The following is a 13,198-nucleotide window of genomic DNA, read 5'->3' as shown; positions in this document are numbered from 1 at the left end:
TGCGCACGTCACGGCGGCGCGCCACCTCCACCGGAGGAGCGTGCCCCTGGACAGAGCTCAGCCCGGTCGGCGTCTGGGGCCAACCGGGCTGAGCCGTAAAAAATATGAGTTTTAAATCAGCCGACGACAACCTCAGGCTCGCCGTCGAGCGCGATGCCCATCGAGTCGGCGATGCGCAGGGCCTCGTCGATCAGGGTCTCGACGATCTGCGACTCCGGGACCGTCTTGACGACCTCGCCCTTGACGAAGATCTGCCCCTTGCCGTTGCCCGAGGCCACGCCCAGGTCGGCCTCGCGGGCCTCCCCCGGCCCGTTGACGACACAGCCCATCACGGCCACCCGCAGCGGCACCTTCAGCCCCTCGAGCCCCGCCTGCACCTGCTCCGCCAGCGTGTAGACGTCGACCTGCGCCCGCCCGCACGACGGGCACGAGACGATCTCCAGCCCGCGCTCCCGCAGCCCGAGCGACTCCAGGATCTGCGTGCCGACCTTGACCTCCTCGACCGGCGGCGCCGACAGCGAGACGCGGATGGTGTCGCCGATGCCCTCCGCCAGCAGCGCGCCGAACGCGACCGCCGACTTGATGGTGCCCTGGAAGGCCGGACCCGCCTCGGTCACGCCCAGGTGCAGCGGGTAGTCGCACTGGGCGGCCAGCAGCCGGTACGCGTTGATCATGACGACGGGGTCGTTGTGCTTGACCGAGATCTTGATGTCGCGGAACCCGTGCTCCTCGAACAGCGAGCACTCCCACAGCGCCGACTCGGTCAGCGCCTCCGGGGTCGCCTTGCCGTACTTCTGCAGCAACCGGGGGTCGAGCGAGCCGGCGTTGACGCCGATGCGGATCGGCACGCCGTGATCGGCCGCGGCCCGCGCAATCTCGCCCACCTTGTCATCAAATTTCTTGATGTTGCCGGGGTTGACGCGCACCGCCGCGCAGCCCGCCTCGATGGCCGCGAACACGTACTTCGGCTGGAAGTGAATGTCGGCGATGACCGGGATCTGCGACTTGCGGGCAATGACGGGCAGCGCGTCGGCGTCGTCCTGCGACGGCACGGCCACCCGCACGATCTGGCACCCCGACGCGGTCAGCTCGGCGATCTGCTGCAAAGTGGCGTTGATGTCGGCGGTCACCGTGGTGGTCATCGACTGCACGGAGACCGGCGCGTCGCCACCGACCGGGACGCCGCCGACCATGATCTGGCGGGAGTGCCGGCGTTGGGCGAGCGGCTTGGGACGGACCGTGGGGATGCCGAGTGCTACAGAAGACATTTCAACCCTTGAGTTTCGGTAACGGTATCCAGTGTAGGTAGCCCGTGGGACTGCCGGGCTGTGAGCTCCGTCCCAGGTCTCATCCGCCGGCCGCGCCCCGTACGAACTCGCTCGCGCGGGTGCGAGCCCAGGCGTCGGCGGCGAGCACCTCCTCGACCGAGTCCGCGGGGGTCACCCGGTGCTCTTCGACGACCTTGGCGACCGTGTCGACGATAGCCGGGAACCGCAGGCCGCCGCCGATGAACGCCTCCAGGCACGCCTCGTTGGCCGCGTTGTAGACGGCGGGCGCGGTGCCGCCCTCGGTGCCGACGTGCCTGGCCAGCGCGACGGCGGGGAAGGCATCGTCGTCGAGCGGCTCGAAGGTCCACTCCTGGGCCCGGGTCCAGTCGATGGGGGCCGCGGCGCCCGCGATCCGCTCGGGGTGGCCGAGCGCGAGCGCGATGGGCAGCCGCATGTCGGGCGGGCTGGCCTGGGCGATGGTGGAGCCGTCGATGTACTCGACCATGGAGTGGATGATCGACTGAGGGTGCACCACGACCTCGATCCGGTCGAAGCCGATGTCGAACAGCAGGTGCGCCTCAATGACCTCCAGCCCCTTGTTGACCAGGGTGGCCGAGTTGATGGTGATCATGGGACCCATGGACCAGGTGGGGTGCGCGAGGGCCATTTCAGGCGTGACGTCGAACAGGTCGGTGCGCTTGCGCCCCCTGAACGGCCCGCCGCTCGCGGTGATGACCAGCCGCTTGACCGCCTCGGGCCGGTGACCGTCGGGACCACTGGCCCACAGGCACTGCTGGACGGCCGAGTGCTCGGAGTCGACGGGCAGGATCTGCCCCGGCGCGGCCAGCCGCTTGACCAGCGGCCCGCCGATGATCAGTGACTCCTTGTTGGCCAGGGCGAGTGTCCGGCCCGCCTTCAGCGCGACCAGCGTGGAGGTCAGGCCGAGCGCGCCGGTGATGCCGTTGAGCACCGTGTCGCACGGCCACGCCGCCGCCTCCGCGACCCCTTCGGGGCCGGCGAGCACCACCGGGCTCGCGCCGCGCGCCGCGAGCGCCTCCTTCAGCGCCGGTACGGCGTCGGCATCGGCCACGGCCACCACCTCGGCGCCGTGCTCGGCCGCCTGCTCGGCCAGCAGCTCGACCTTCCCGCCACCGGCCGCGAGCCCGGCGACCCTGAACCTGCCCGGATCGGTGCCGATGACATCTAGTGCCTGGGTGCCGACCGAGCCGGTGGAGCCGAGGACGACGACGGAGCGGAGGGTGTCTGCGTGCACCCGTCCATTGTCCCCGCTGCCGGAAGCGACCCGGCACGCGGCTCCCCCGTCCCTGAATATGGCAACGCCTGTGACTCCAGATATTCCAGTACATTAACGCCCAAATATCCCCATATCCGTATGCGCAAATCCCGAGAAATCGGGATATTGGGGCCGCTACCTTCCAACCTCAGATCCGGGATTTGGGAGGTACGTAATGCACCGCAGAGTCGCTCTGCTTTCCATCCTCGCCCTCACCGCCGGGGGCGCCCTGCTCCCGGCCGGGCTCGCGCAGGCCCAGTCGGGACCCAAGCCCGCCCAGAAGGCGGCCGCCGACTCCACCTCCGAGCAGCAGACCGTCCTGCGGTACTGGACCCCGCAGAAGATGGAGGCGGCCCAGCCGCTCGACGCCCCCGCGCCCAAGAAGCAGGCCAAACTGGCCATGAGCACCCCCGGCGAGCCCACCACGATCCCGCCCACCAGCGCGCCGGGCAATGCCGCACAGGCCGCCAACAGCGGCGGCTCCGCCTGGACCCGCGGCGGCGCGATCACGAAGACGACCGGCCGAGTCTTCTTCACCTACCAGGGACGCAACGCCTCCTGCTCCGGCTCGGCCGTGACCAGCGCCAACAAGAGCGTGGTGCTCACCGCGGGCCACTGCGTCAAGATGGGCGGCGCCTTCCACACCAACTGGGTGTTCGTCCCCGGATACGACAACGGCAGCCGCCCGAACGGCACCTGGGCGGCCACCAAGCTGCTGACCACCCCGCAGTGGAACGCCGGCGAGGACATCGACTTCGATGTCGCCGCCGCCGTGGTGGCGCCGCTGCAGGGCAAGGCGCTGACCGACGTCGTGGGCGGCCAGGGCGTGGCGTTCAACCAGGCGCGGCGCCAGCAGATGTACGCCTTCGGCTACCCGGCGGCGGCCCCGTACGACGGCTCGAAGCTGACCTACTGCAGCGGCCGCGCGTTCGACGATTTCCTGATGTCCAAGGATCAGGGTTTGACCTGCGACATGACTGGTGGTTCGAGCGGCGGTCCATGGTTCCAGAATTTCAATGAAACGACCGGCCTCGGCACGCAAAACTCCGTCAACAGCTTCAAATACAACTTCGCCGCTAAATGGATGTTCGGCCCTTATTTCGGGTCAGAGGCCCAAGCCGTCTACCAAGCCGCCCAGAGCACCAACGCCCTCTGAAGCCGTTCACCGAAAGTAGTCACAAGAACACATCTTGTGGTGCAGACTCGGGGGTCATGAGCCTGAGCATCCCCTTGCTGACAGCCGTACCGCTCGTCACGGGGCTGATGGGCCCCGCGCTCATCGGCGCCATGCCCGCCCAGCACCATGACCCCGCCCATCGCGTCGCCAAGCAGGTCGTGCACACGGCCAAGCGGACGGAGGTGGTCGAGCACGTGGCCGCCCGCAGCCCCGCCGAGCAGCGGCGCGTGCTCGACTACTGGACCCCGGCCCGGATGGCCGACGCCCTGCCGATCGACATGCTCGGCATCGTGACCAAGCGTGACGGCCTGCTGGGCGGCCTCGCCAAGAAGACGGGGATCGCCGCCGCACCCGGCCTGACCGGCGAGAAAGTGACCCGCGAGAGCGAGAAGGCCAGGATCCCCGTCCCCCGCCTCCAGTCGGCCCGGCCCCTGACCACCACGTCCGGCTCCCGCTGGCTGACCGGCGGCGCGGTCACCCGCACCACCGGCCGCGTCTTCCTGACCGTCAGCGGCATCGACTTCGTGTGCTCGGCGAGCACGGTCAAGAGCGCGAGCAGGGACCTCGTGGTCACCGCCGGCCACTGCGTCAAGGACGGCACCGGCGAGTGGGCGGCCAACTGGCAATTCGTGCCCGGCTACCGCGACGGCGGCGGCCACCCCTACGGCCAGTACGCCGCCCGCCGCATGTTCGTCACCGGCCCGTGGGCGCATTCCGCCGACGACAGCTACGACGTGGGCATGGTGGCCCTGACGACCGCGGAGAGCCAGCACGTCACCGACGTGGTCGGCGGCCAGCAGATCGCCTTCAACGGCGCGCGCGGCGGCCAGACGTTCGGCTTCGGCTTCCCGGCCGACCCGCCCTACGACGGCGAGCACCTGGTCTACTGCGCGGGCCGCCTGCACGGCGACCCCTACAAGCAGACCCGCGACCAGGGCCTGGGCTGCGACATGACGGCGGGCTCCAGCGGCGGCCCGTGGCTGTCCGGCTTCGACCCCGCCACGGGCACCGGCGAGATCACGTCGCTGAGCAGCTTCAAGTACAGCGACGACCAGCGCACCATGTACGGCCCGTACTTCGGCGACGCCGCCAAGGCCCTGTTCGACACGGCCCAGCGGGCGTAGCTAGAGCGACAGGCCAGTCAGCACCATGACCTTCTCGTAGGTGTAGTCCTGCATCGCCGAGTGCAGACCCTCGCGGCCGACGCCGGAGTCCTTCACGCCGCCGTACGGCATCTGGTCGGCCCGGTACGACGGCACGTCGCCGATGATCACGCCACCCACCTCCAGCTCCCGGTTGGCCCGGAAGGCCGCGTCCAGCGACCGCGTGAACACTCCGGCCTGGAGGCCGTACCTGGAGTCGTTGACCATCGCGTACGCCTCGTCGATGTTCGCGGCCGGCTGCAGGACCATGACCGGCCCGAAGACCTCCTCGCGCAGGACCTTGGCGTCGGAGGGCACGTCGGCCAGGACGGTGGGCGCGTACGTGGCGCCCTCGCGGGCGCCGCCCGCGAGCACGCGGGCGCCCCCGTAGACCGCCTCCTGGACCCACTGCTCGACGCGTTCGGCGGCGTGGACCGAGACCAGCGGTCCGACCTGCGTCTTCTCGTCGGCCGGATCGCCGGTCACGAGCCCGCCGACGGCCGGGAGCAGGCGCTCGACGAAGGCGTCGTAGACGGGCTGCTCGACGATCACCCGCTGCACGGCGATGCAGCTCTGACCGGCCTGGTAGTTGGAGAACAGGGCGACGCGCTGGGCCGCCCAGTCGAGGTCGGCGTCGCTCAGCACGACGGCCGCGGCGTTGCCGCCGAGTTCGAGCGTCACGTGCTTGCGCGGGATCTGGTCGGCGATCGCGTAGCCGACCGGCGCGGAGCCGGTGAACGACACCACCGGCAGCCTGGGATCCTCCACCAGAACGGAGGCGCGCTCGTTCTCGACCGGCAGCACGGAGAACATCCCGGCGGGCAGGTCGGTCTCGGCCAGGAGCTCGCCGAGCAGGAGCGAGGTGAGCGGCGTGGCGGGCGCCGGCTTGACGATGATGGGCGCGCCGACTGCGATGGCGGGCGCGACCTTGTGAGCGACCAGGTTCAGCGGGAAGTTGAACGGCGTGATCGCGAGCACCGGCCCGTACGGCAGACGGGAGACGTACGCCAGGCGCCCGGCGGCGGCGGGCTCGGTGTCGAGCCGCTGCACACCGCCCGACCAGCGGCGGGTCTCCTCGGCGGCGAAGCGGAAGGTGGCGATCGCGCGGGTGACCTCGCCACGAGCCCAGAAGATCGGCTTGCCGTTCTCGGCGGTGATCAGGTGGGCGATCTCATCGGCCCGCTCCGCGATGCGGCGCGAGACATGGGCCAGCGCCTCGGCGCGTACGTGCGCGGGGAGCGCGGCGGCCTGTCCGGCGACCGCGTGGGCGGCCGCGACGGCCTCCTCGACCTGGGCGTCGGTCGGCACGGAATAGCGGCCGACGTCGCGACCGTCGTGGGGATTGGTCACGGTGAGCTGGGAGTCGCCGGTGGCTGGCCGGCCCGCGAGCCAGAAGGTACGCACGTCCATGTTCTCGACGTTATGCCAAGGCCACGATCGGGGACGTACACCACCGTGCACAAGACCCCCACCAGACCTCACCGTTAAGTACAACCTCCCTTGCCTACCCAGGATGTAACAGAAGTAGACCTAATTCGGGATGTTTACCATGCAGGGCGGTTTGAACTTTCTCCCGGCTGGCTAAGTCATCGTGTGCGGGTCCTCAGCGCGGCGGGCCCCCGACGCAGAAAGGCGTGGCCCCATGACCTCCTCGGCGCCTCTCGGGCTCCAAGGCGCCTACTTGCTCGGTGAGCGGGCCACCCATGACGAACTGCGTTCCCGGCTTCTCGACGTCGCGGTCAACCTGCTGCTCAGCGACGGCCCCGAGAGCTTGACCATGCGCAGGATCGCCACGGAGGCCGGCTGCACGACGACGGTCATCTACACGATGTTCGGCAACAGGGAAGGGCTGGCGGAGGCCCTCTACCTGGAGGGATTCGAGCGCTTCCGGCGCTTTCTGGACGCGGTCCCGCAGCGGCGGGACGCCCTCGAGAACCTCACCGCGCTCGGCCCCGCCTACCGTCAGGCGTGTCTGGCCGAGCCCGGCTACTACAGCTTGATGTTCGAGCGGGCGATCCCCGGTTTCGAACCCAGCGAGCGGGCCAGGACATTGGCCCGCGCGGCGCTCAACATCCTCGACCGGGTGATCGCCGACTGCATCTCCGCCGGGTACCTCGTCCCGACCCAGCCCCGCAAGATCGCCGACGCGCTGTGGGCCGCCGCCCAGGGCGCGATCAGCCTGGAGCGGGCCGGTCACCTGCGCGACGGCCGCACCTACGAGGCGGTCACGACGGCGACGATCTGCTGCTACCTGGTGGACAGGCAGAAGAAGTAGCCGCCAGCGCGATCCAGAGCTCGGCACGCACTCCGGGATCGTCCAGGTCCCGGCCCAGCAGTTCGGTGACCCGCTTCATGCGGTAGCGGAGCGTGTGGCGGTGGATGCCGAGCCGCTGGGCCGCCGCGTCCCAGTGGCCATTGCTGCCGATGTAGGCGCGCAGCGACTCGACCAGGTCGGCCCGCGAGCCGTACCTGGCGAGGGGCGCGAGCAGCGCCGCCGCGAACGCCTGGGCGGCGGCGGGGTCGAGCAGGGTCAGCAGCCCCTGGCCGGCGAGGTCGGCGAACCTGACGAGGCCGTCACGGCCGCTCTCGAACGCCCGCCGGGCCTGGTCGAGCGCGCCGGGCAGCTCACCGTACGCGCTGGGCGCGCTCATCCCGACGGTCCCCTCGGCGAGCGCGGCCACCTTCTCGGCCTCCGCCGCGGCCACCAGCACCACGACCGGCGACTCGAGCGGAGCGGCATCAGGGAGGCGGGCGGCTTCGTTAGTGCGGGCGACTTCGGGAATGCGGGCGGCTTCGTTAGTGCGGGCGGCTTCAGGAAAGCGGGCGGTTTCAGGGACGTGGGCGGTTTCAGGGACGTGGGCGGTGAAGGCGTGCGGCTCCACCGCGTCGAGCGCGTCGCCCGCCACCGCCAGCACGACCACCGGTTCCTCCGGCAGCCGCCCACCGAGCGGCGCCAGCACCGCGCGCGCCCGCTCCACACAGGCCGGCCCCGCGCGCCCCTCCCCCATACCTCCGTCCAGCAGGAGCCCCAGTACGGCCGAGCGCACCCGGCGCTCGGCCTCCCGCTGGGCGCCGCCCTGCTCGACGGCCAGCGTGAGCAGCGATCCGGCCGCGTTGATGACCGTCTGCGTGACGGGCGAGAACGCCCGGGACGCCCCGACCACGAAGAACCCGCGCGGCCTCGGCCCCCCGCCCAGCGGCTGCAGGACGACGTGCTCGTCCGGCCCGGACAGCGCCAGGCTCGCGGGCGGCCGCCCGTTGGCCCCGCCGCCCCGCCAGACACCGTGCTCGCCGCGCAGCCGGGCCAGTTCGCGGGCCGCCGCCTCGGCCTTGGCGGCGCGGGTGGCGTGGCGTACCTCGCCGTGCTCGTCCAGCAGCGCGGCCCAGCCACCGACCTCCTTGGCCAGCCGGTCGATGACCGCGTACGGGCCCTCGGTCCGCAGGGCGGCCCGCGTGAGGCGGCCCTGGGCGGCGAAGGCGCGGGTGATCTCGTCGTACTGCTCGGCGGCCAGCAGGTCGCTGACCGCCTTGCCGACCGCGATGAACGGCGTCTCGCGCGGCACCTCCAGCAGCGGCAACCCGGCCGCCGTGGCCGCCGCCAGCAGCGCGGGCGGCACCTCTTCGTGCGAGAGCCCGACGCCGAGGGCGAGCCCGGCCACGCCACGTGCCACGAGGCGGGCGACATATTGCGAAAAGTCGCCTTCCAGGCGCATACCCGTGGTCAGGAGGAGCTCGTCGCCCTCCAGGTAGGGTGTCGGATCCTCCAGCTCGCTGACGGCCACCCAGCGCACGACCGAGTCCAAGGTGCCGGCCAGCGGCCGCAGCCCTGTCCGTCGCACCACGGTCCGCAGCGAAGGCGCCATACGAGTTGTCCATTCCGGCAAAGACGGGCACTCCAGTGTGACATATCGACGCATCGGACCAGGTGGGCGCCCGGCGTAGCGTCGGGCGCATGAGCATTCCGCAGGAGCGTCGTCTCGTCACCGCGATCCCAGGCCCGAAATCGCAGGAGTTGCTGGCCCGTAAGCAGGCCGCCGTGCCCCCGGGCATCGGCACCGCGCTGCCGGTGTTCGTGACGCGCGCCGGCGGCGGCGTCGTCCAGGACGCCGACGGCAACTCGCTGATCGACTTCGGCTCCGGCATCGCCGTGACCAGCGTCGGCAACGCCGCGCCCAAGGTGGTCGAGCGGGTCCAGGAGCAGGTCGCCGACTTCACCCACACCTGTTTCATGGTCACCCCGTACGAGTCGTACGTGGAGGTATGCGAGAAGCTCAACGAGCTGACCCCCGGTGACCACGAGAAGCGCACGGTCCTGCTGAACACCGGCGCCGAGGCCGTCGAGAACGCCGTCAAGATCGCCAGGCACGCCACGGGCCGCCCGGCGATCATCGTGTTCGACCACGGCTACCACGGCCGCACGCTGCTGACCATGACGCTGACGGCCAAGAACCTGCCCTACAAGCAGGGCTTCGGCCCGTTCGCGCCGGAGGTGTACCGGGTGCCGCTGGCCTACCCGTTCCGCTGGCCGACGGGCCCGGAGAACTGCGCCGAGGAGGCCGCCGCGCAGGCCATCGACATGATCGTCAAGCAGATCGGCGCCGAGAACGTCGCCGCCGTGGTGATCGAGCCGATCGCCGGGGAAGGCGGGTTCATCGAGCCGGCCAAGGGCTTCCTGCCGAGGATCGCCGAGTTCTGCCGGGACAACGGCATCGTGTTCGTCGCCGACGAGGTGCAGACCGGCTTCGCCCGTACCGGGCAGATGTTCGCCTGCGAGGACGAGGGCATCGTGCCCGACCTCATCACCACCGCCAAGGGCATCGCGGGCGGCCTCCCACTCGCCGCCGTCACCGGCCGCGCGGAGATCATGGACAAGGTGCACTCCGGCGGCCTGGGCGGCACGTACGGCGGCAACCCGGTCGCCTGCGCGGCCGCGCTGGGCGTGCTGGAGACCATCGCCGAGGAGGACCTGGTCGCCAAGGCCCGCCGCATCGGCGAGATCATGCTCCCCCGCCTCCACGCGCTGCGCGAGCGCTTCGACGTGATCGGCGATGTGCGCGGCCGAGGGGCGATGATCGCCGTCGAGCTGGTCCAGCCGGGCACGAAGGAGCCGAACCCGGCCGCGCTCGCCGAGGTCGTCCGGCGCTGCCACGCGGAGGGCCTGCTGGTGCTCACCGCGGGCACGTACGGCAACGTGCTGCGCTTCCTGCCGCCGCTGGTCATGCCCGAGCACCTGCTTGAGGAGGGTCTCGGCATCCTGGAGAAAGCTTTCGCTGAACTGTAGGAAACGCGCGAAACGGGCATCCAGCTTGTGGCTGGATGCCCGTTTTTGTAGGTGTAAGGCGTGCGAGCCGGGTAGAGAATTCACCCGGGCTTGACGCTGCCCTAGACGATCAGGAGCGCCCCCGGGCTTATAACGGATCCGGTATACGAGTGGCCGACCGCTGCTGGGAGCATGATGAACTGGGGTCCGACAGGAACGGCACAGAGAATGTTGACGTTCGACCCTGATGGTTTGAGCCGGGCACAGCTCGAGGGCGAAGCCTGCGTGGTCTGCCACAAGAGGTGGCCCAGGCCGCGCGTCCGCGTCGGGCGCTTCCCCGACGACTCTCCCGTGCTGGCCTGCGGCGACTGCGCCGAAGCGCTCATCCCGGCGCCGATGGCCACAGTGGTCGCCTTCCCAGCGCGCTAGAGCCTTTCCGCGCGACAGAGCCTTTTCCGCGCGCTGGAGACGGCGTCAGGCGGCCGCCTCGCGGATCCGCCAGGGCGAGCCGTACTCGGTCAGCAGGTCGAGGAACGGCACCGCGTCGAATGCCTCCGGCCCCAGCACGCCCGTGCCCTTCCAGGCACCGCGGGCCAGCAGCTCCAGCGCGACCACGGGGTGGACGGCGGTCTGCCAGACGACGGCCTGCGAGCCGTACTCGCGCATCGACCAGGCGTTGTCGACCACGTGATAGAGGTACACCTCGCGGGGCCCGCCGTCCTTGCCGGTGCCCTTCACCCAGGTGCCCGCGCACGTCTTGCCGTGCATCCGGTCACCGAGGGTCGCCGGGTCGGGCAGGCTCGCCGCCACCAGGTCACGCGGCGCCACGTCGGCACCGCCCACCCTGATCTTGTCGGCGCTGTCCAGCCCGAGCTTGTGCAGGGTCTTGAGCACGCCGATGAACTCCTCGCCCAGCCCGTACTTGAACGTCACCCGCTTCGCCGGGATCCAGCGGGGCACGAGCAGCACCTCCTCGTGCTCGACGTTCACGCACTCCACGGGGCCGATGCCCTCGGGGAAGTCGAACACCTCGGGCTCGCTGAACGGCTCGGTCGTGTGCCACCGCCCGTCCTCCCAGACGACGGGCGGATTGAGGCACTCCTCGATCGTCGTCCAGATGGAGAACGTCGGCGCGAAGTCGTAGCCGTCCACGACCAGGTTCGAGCCGTCCCTGACGCCGATCTCGTCGATGCCGTCGAACAGGTGGTCGGCGGCGTAGCGGGCGAACACGTCGGCCAGCCCCGGCTCCACGCCCATCCCGACGAGCGCGAGCCGGTCCCGCGCCCGCCACTCCTCGTCGCGCGCGAACTGCTCGTCGCCCAGCTTCACCCCCGGCATCTCGTACGGCCGGCTGGAGTGCGGTCTGGACAGCGACATCGCCATGTCCAGGTAGTCCGCCCCGGCCGCCAGCGCCGCCTCGAACAGCGGCATCGTGAACCGCGGATCGACGGCGTTGAACAGCACGTCGCACCGGTGCTCCCGGAGCGCCGCCGCCACCGCCGCCCGATCGGCGGCGTCGAGGCTGATCGCGCTGAAGCGGGGATCGTCCACGCCGGCGACGGCTCGCGCCGCCCGGCTCTGTTGGGAGTCGGCGACCACGATGTGTTCGAAGAAATCTCGGCGCGCGGCGATGGGCACGACAGCGGAGCCGACGCCGCCGGCGCCGACCAGAAGGATTCTCATGACCAGAACATACTCACTGACTGGTCATTCAGTCGAATTCTCGGCCAGTCCTCCGGAAAAGCGAGACGCCCCGGAGCGGGGGGAGGCCCGGGGCGTCTCTGCAGGCACGGCCCAGCGGGGGGACGGGGCGAGCCTGCGGCGAAAGTCATGTGTGGGTAAAGCAGCCCCCGCTCAATTCACCAGTGTGCCCCACTGTTTGCTCCATGTGGCGTAATCAGTGCATTCCCCCTCAGATCCCCGGCAACCCCCTGGCGGCCGAGCGGCGAAGGCGACCCGGTCGAGCCACTTCGGCTTGTCGGCTCCGTACGCGTCGCACATCTGCTTGGCCCGCCCTTTGCACGCCTTGGGGTTGGCCGGCGCCAGACCGACCCAGGCGGCCGCGTCACGCTGGGCCGACGGCGCCGCCATCCAGCTCAGCCAGCGGTAGGCGCAGTCGGTGTTGGGGATGTTCGCGCCGAGCATCCAGGAGTCGAGCCAGCCGGTCATCTTGCGCGCGCTGACCGCCTTGATCGGCTTGCCGGCCTTCTGCAGGAGCAGGCGGTAGTACGGCGTGGCCTGGGCGTAGTCGAGCGAGCCCGTGGCGAAGCCCTTGACCAGTTCGAGCGGGTTCTTCCAGTAAGTGCGGCCCTTGCGCTCGCTCAGCAGCGCCATCGCCCGGTCCAGCTGGCTCTTGGTCAGCTCGAAGGGGTCGTCCACGCTGCCGTCGGTGAGCGCCGCGTCGGCGATGGTCAGCGGGCCCTCCTTGAGCGACACCCGGTCCGACTGGAAGACCTGCTTGAGGCCGCCGTCCTTGACCGTGGTCGAGTCGTAAAGGAACTCGTGGAACCCCCACAGGTACGGCACGCCGTAGACCTTGCCCGACACCTTGGTCATGTCGCGAAAACGCTTGGTCAGGTCGTCGTAACCGGTGACCTTGGCCGGATCGATGGGCTGCGCCTGCCTGCGCTCGATCATCGAGGCGGCCAGCACCGGGCCGGCCGAGATCACGTCGTAGGAGCGCTGGTCGACGTACGTCGCCATGTCGTCGGCGGTCTGCACGGTGTCGAGGCGGGCGATGCGGCAGCCGGTCGTCTTCTCGAAGTCGCCCACCCAGTTGACCCTGGGGCTGGTGCCGCCGTATTCGGCGTAGCCGCGGTAGGTGAGGATCTGCAGCGTGCCGTCGCCCTGCGTCGGACTCGCCGACGGGGTGGGGGTCGGGGACGGGGTCTGCTTCGGCGATGGGACCGCCGCCCCCATGCTGGCGATCAGAGCCGTCATGGCCAGCGCCATGGCAGGTATGCGGCGATCCACGTTCCTCCCTCGTCCGTGTGCTGGAGTTTATCGGGCACACGACAGGGAGGGACGCCTGGCGCGTCCCTCCCCGGTGGAGATCGC

Annotated in this window: 11 protein-coding genes; 5 read left to right on the top strand and 6 right to left on the bottom strand. The window is 70.4% G+C overall.

Going from position 1 to position 13,198, the window contains the following annotated elements; genetic code table 11:
- Window positions 1–116: 116 nt before the first annotated feature.
- Together ispG and dxr are read right to left on the bottom strand one after the other, a co-directional pair.
- Window positions 117–1,268, bottom strand: coding sequence for a flavodoxin-dependent (E)-4-hydroxy-3-methylbut-2-enyl-diphosphate synthase (gene ispG / locus AB0C30_RS21385; protein WP_357946451.1), 1,152 nt, complete (start codon window positions 1,266–1,268; stop codon window positions 117–119).
- Window positions 1,269–1,347: 79 nt separating this feature from the next.
- Window positions 1,348–2,541, bottom strand: a complete 1,194-nt coding sequence (dxr, locus tag AB0C30_RS21380; protein ID WP_357946449.1) for a 1-deoxy-D-xylulose-5-phosphate reductoisomerase — start codon at window positions 2,539–2,541, stop codon at window positions 1,348–1,350.
- A gap of 196 nt (window positions 2,542–2,737) precedes the next feature.
- Here dxr and AB0C30_RS21375 point away from each other — a divergent pair, with 196 nt between their 5' ends.
- Both AB0C30_RS21375 and AB0C30_RS21370 read left to right on the top strand, forming a co-directional pair.
- Complete coding sequence (locus AB0C30_RS21375) at window positions 2,738–3,718, top strand: trypsin-like peptidase domain-containing protein (protein ID WP_357946447.1); 981 nt, start codon at window positions 2,738–2,740, stop codon at window positions 3,716–3,718.
- A 56-nt stretch (window positions 3,719–3,774) separates the two neighbouring features.
- Window positions 3,775–4,863, top strand: a complete 1,089-nt coding sequence (locus AB0C30_RS21370) for a hypothetical protein (RefSeq protein ID WP_357946444.1) — start codon at window positions 3,775–3,777, stop codon at window positions 4,861–4,863.
- Here AB0C30_RS21370 and AB0C30_RS21365 read toward each other — a convergent pair whose 3' ends face one another.
- The gene (locus tag AB0C30_RS21365; RefSeq protein WP_357946441.1) at window positions 4,864–6,291 is read right to left on the bottom strand and encodes an aldehyde dehydrogenase family protein; all 1,428 of its coding nucleotides are present in this window, start codon (window positions 6,289–6,291) and stop codon (window positions 4,864–4,866) included. It lies immediately after the preceding gene.
- 232 nt (window positions 6,292–6,523) lie between these two features.
- Between AB0C30_RS21365 and AB0C30_RS21360 the strand changes: the two genes are divergently transcribed.
- Complete coding sequence (locus AB0C30_RS21360) at window positions 6,524–7,156, top strand: TetR/AcrR family transcriptional regulator (RefSeq protein WP_357946438.1); 633 nt, start codon at window positions 6,524–6,526, stop codon at window positions 7,154–7,156.
- On the opposite strand, the gene AB0C30_RS21355 is transcribed toward AB0C30_RS21360, so the two are convergent.
- On the bottom strand, window positions 7,107–8,744 hold the full coding sequence (locus tag AB0C30_RS21355; protein WP_357946435.1) for a PucR family transcriptional regulator: 1,638 nt from the start codon (window positions 8,742–8,744) through the stop codon (window positions 7,107–7,109). The genes AB0C30_RS21360 and AB0C30_RS21355 overlap by 50 nt on opposite strands.
- Before the next feature lie 89 nt (window positions 8,745–8,833).
- On the opposite strand from AB0C30_RS21355, the gene gabT reads away from it, so the two are divergent.
- Both gabT and AB0C30_RS21345 read left to right on the top strand, forming a co-directional pair.
- Complete coding sequence (gene gabT, locus AB0C30_RS21350) at window positions 8,834–10,162, top strand: 4-aminobutyrate--2-oxoglutarate transaminase (RefSeq protein WP_357946432.1); 1,329 nt, start codon at window positions 8,834–8,836, stop codon at window positions 10,160–10,162.
- Between the two features lie 231 nt (window positions 10,163–10,393).
- Window positions 10,394–10,570 carry a hypothetical protein gene (locus AB0C30_RS21345; RefSeq protein ID WP_357946430.1) on the top strand — a complete coding sequence of 59 codons (177 nt, stop codon included), beginning with the start codon at window positions 10,394–10,396 and terminating at the stop codon, window positions 10,568–10,570.
- 45 nt (window positions 10,571–10,615) lie between these two features.
- Here the strand turns inward: AB0C30_RS21345 and AB0C30_RS21340 are convergent, their stop codons facing one another.
- Together AB0C30_RS21340 and AB0C30_RS21335 are read right to left on the bottom strand one after the other, a co-directional pair.
- On the bottom strand, window positions 10,616–11,824 hold the full coding sequence (locus AB0C30_RS21340; protein WP_357946428.1) for a saccharopine dehydrogenase C-terminal domain-containing protein: 1,209 nt from the start codon (window positions 11,822–11,824) through the stop codon (window positions 10,616–10,618).
- Between the two features lie 171 nt (window positions 11,825–11,995).
- Window positions 11,996–13,114, bottom strand: coding sequence for an extracellular solute-binding protein (locus AB0C30_RS21335; protein WP_357946426.1), 1,119 nt, complete (start codon window positions 13,112–13,114; stop codon window positions 11,996–11,998).
- Window positions 13,115–13,198: the final 84 nt, after the last annotated feature.

Origin of the sequence: Nonomuraea sp. NPDC048901, assembly GCF_040649695.1 — a bacterium.
Taxonomy (GTDB): Bacteria; Actinomycetota; Actinomycetes; order Streptosporangiales; family Streptosporangiaceae; genus Nonomuraea.
The sequence above is the reverse complement of the archived record's forward strand: the minus strand, read 5'-3'. Positions and strand labels throughout refer to the sequence as shown.

Excerpts from the sequence above, each read along its gene's own strand:
- AB0C30_RS21375 (WP_357946447.1), top strand. The coding sequence starts at position 2,738 with ATGCACCGCAGAGTCGCTCTGCTTTCCATCCTCGCCCTCACCGCCGGG.
- ispG (WP_357946451.1), bottom strand. The coding sequence starts at position 1,268 with ATGTCTTCTGTAGCACTCGGCATCCCCACGGTCCGTCCCAAGCCGCTC.
- AB0C30_RS21370 (WP_357946444.1), top strand. The coding sequence starts at position 3,775 with ATGAGCCTGAGCATCCCCTTGCTGACAGCCGTACCGCTCGTCACGGGG.
- AB0C30_RS21360 (WP_357946438.1), top strand. The coding sequence starts at position 6,524 with ATGACCTCCTCGGCGCCTCTCGGGCTCCAAGGCGCCTACTTGCTCGGT.
- AB0C30_RS21355 (WP_357946435.1), bottom strand. The coding sequence starts at position 8,744 with ATGGCGCCTTCGCTGCGGACCGTGGTGCGACGGACAGGGCTGCGGCCG.
- AB0C30_RS21365 (WP_357946441.1), bottom strand. The coding sequence starts at position 6,291 with ATGGACGTGCGTACCTTCTGGCTCGCGGGCCGGCCAGCCACCGGCGAC.
- gabT (WP_357946432.1), top strand. The coding sequence starts at position 8,834 with ATGAGCATTCCGCAGGAGCGTCGTCTCGTCACCGCGATCCCAGGCCCG.
- AB0C30_RS21340 (WP_357946428.1), bottom strand. The coding sequence starts at position 11,824 with ATGAGAATCCTTCTGGTCGGCGCCGGCGGCGTCGGCTCCGCTGTCGTG.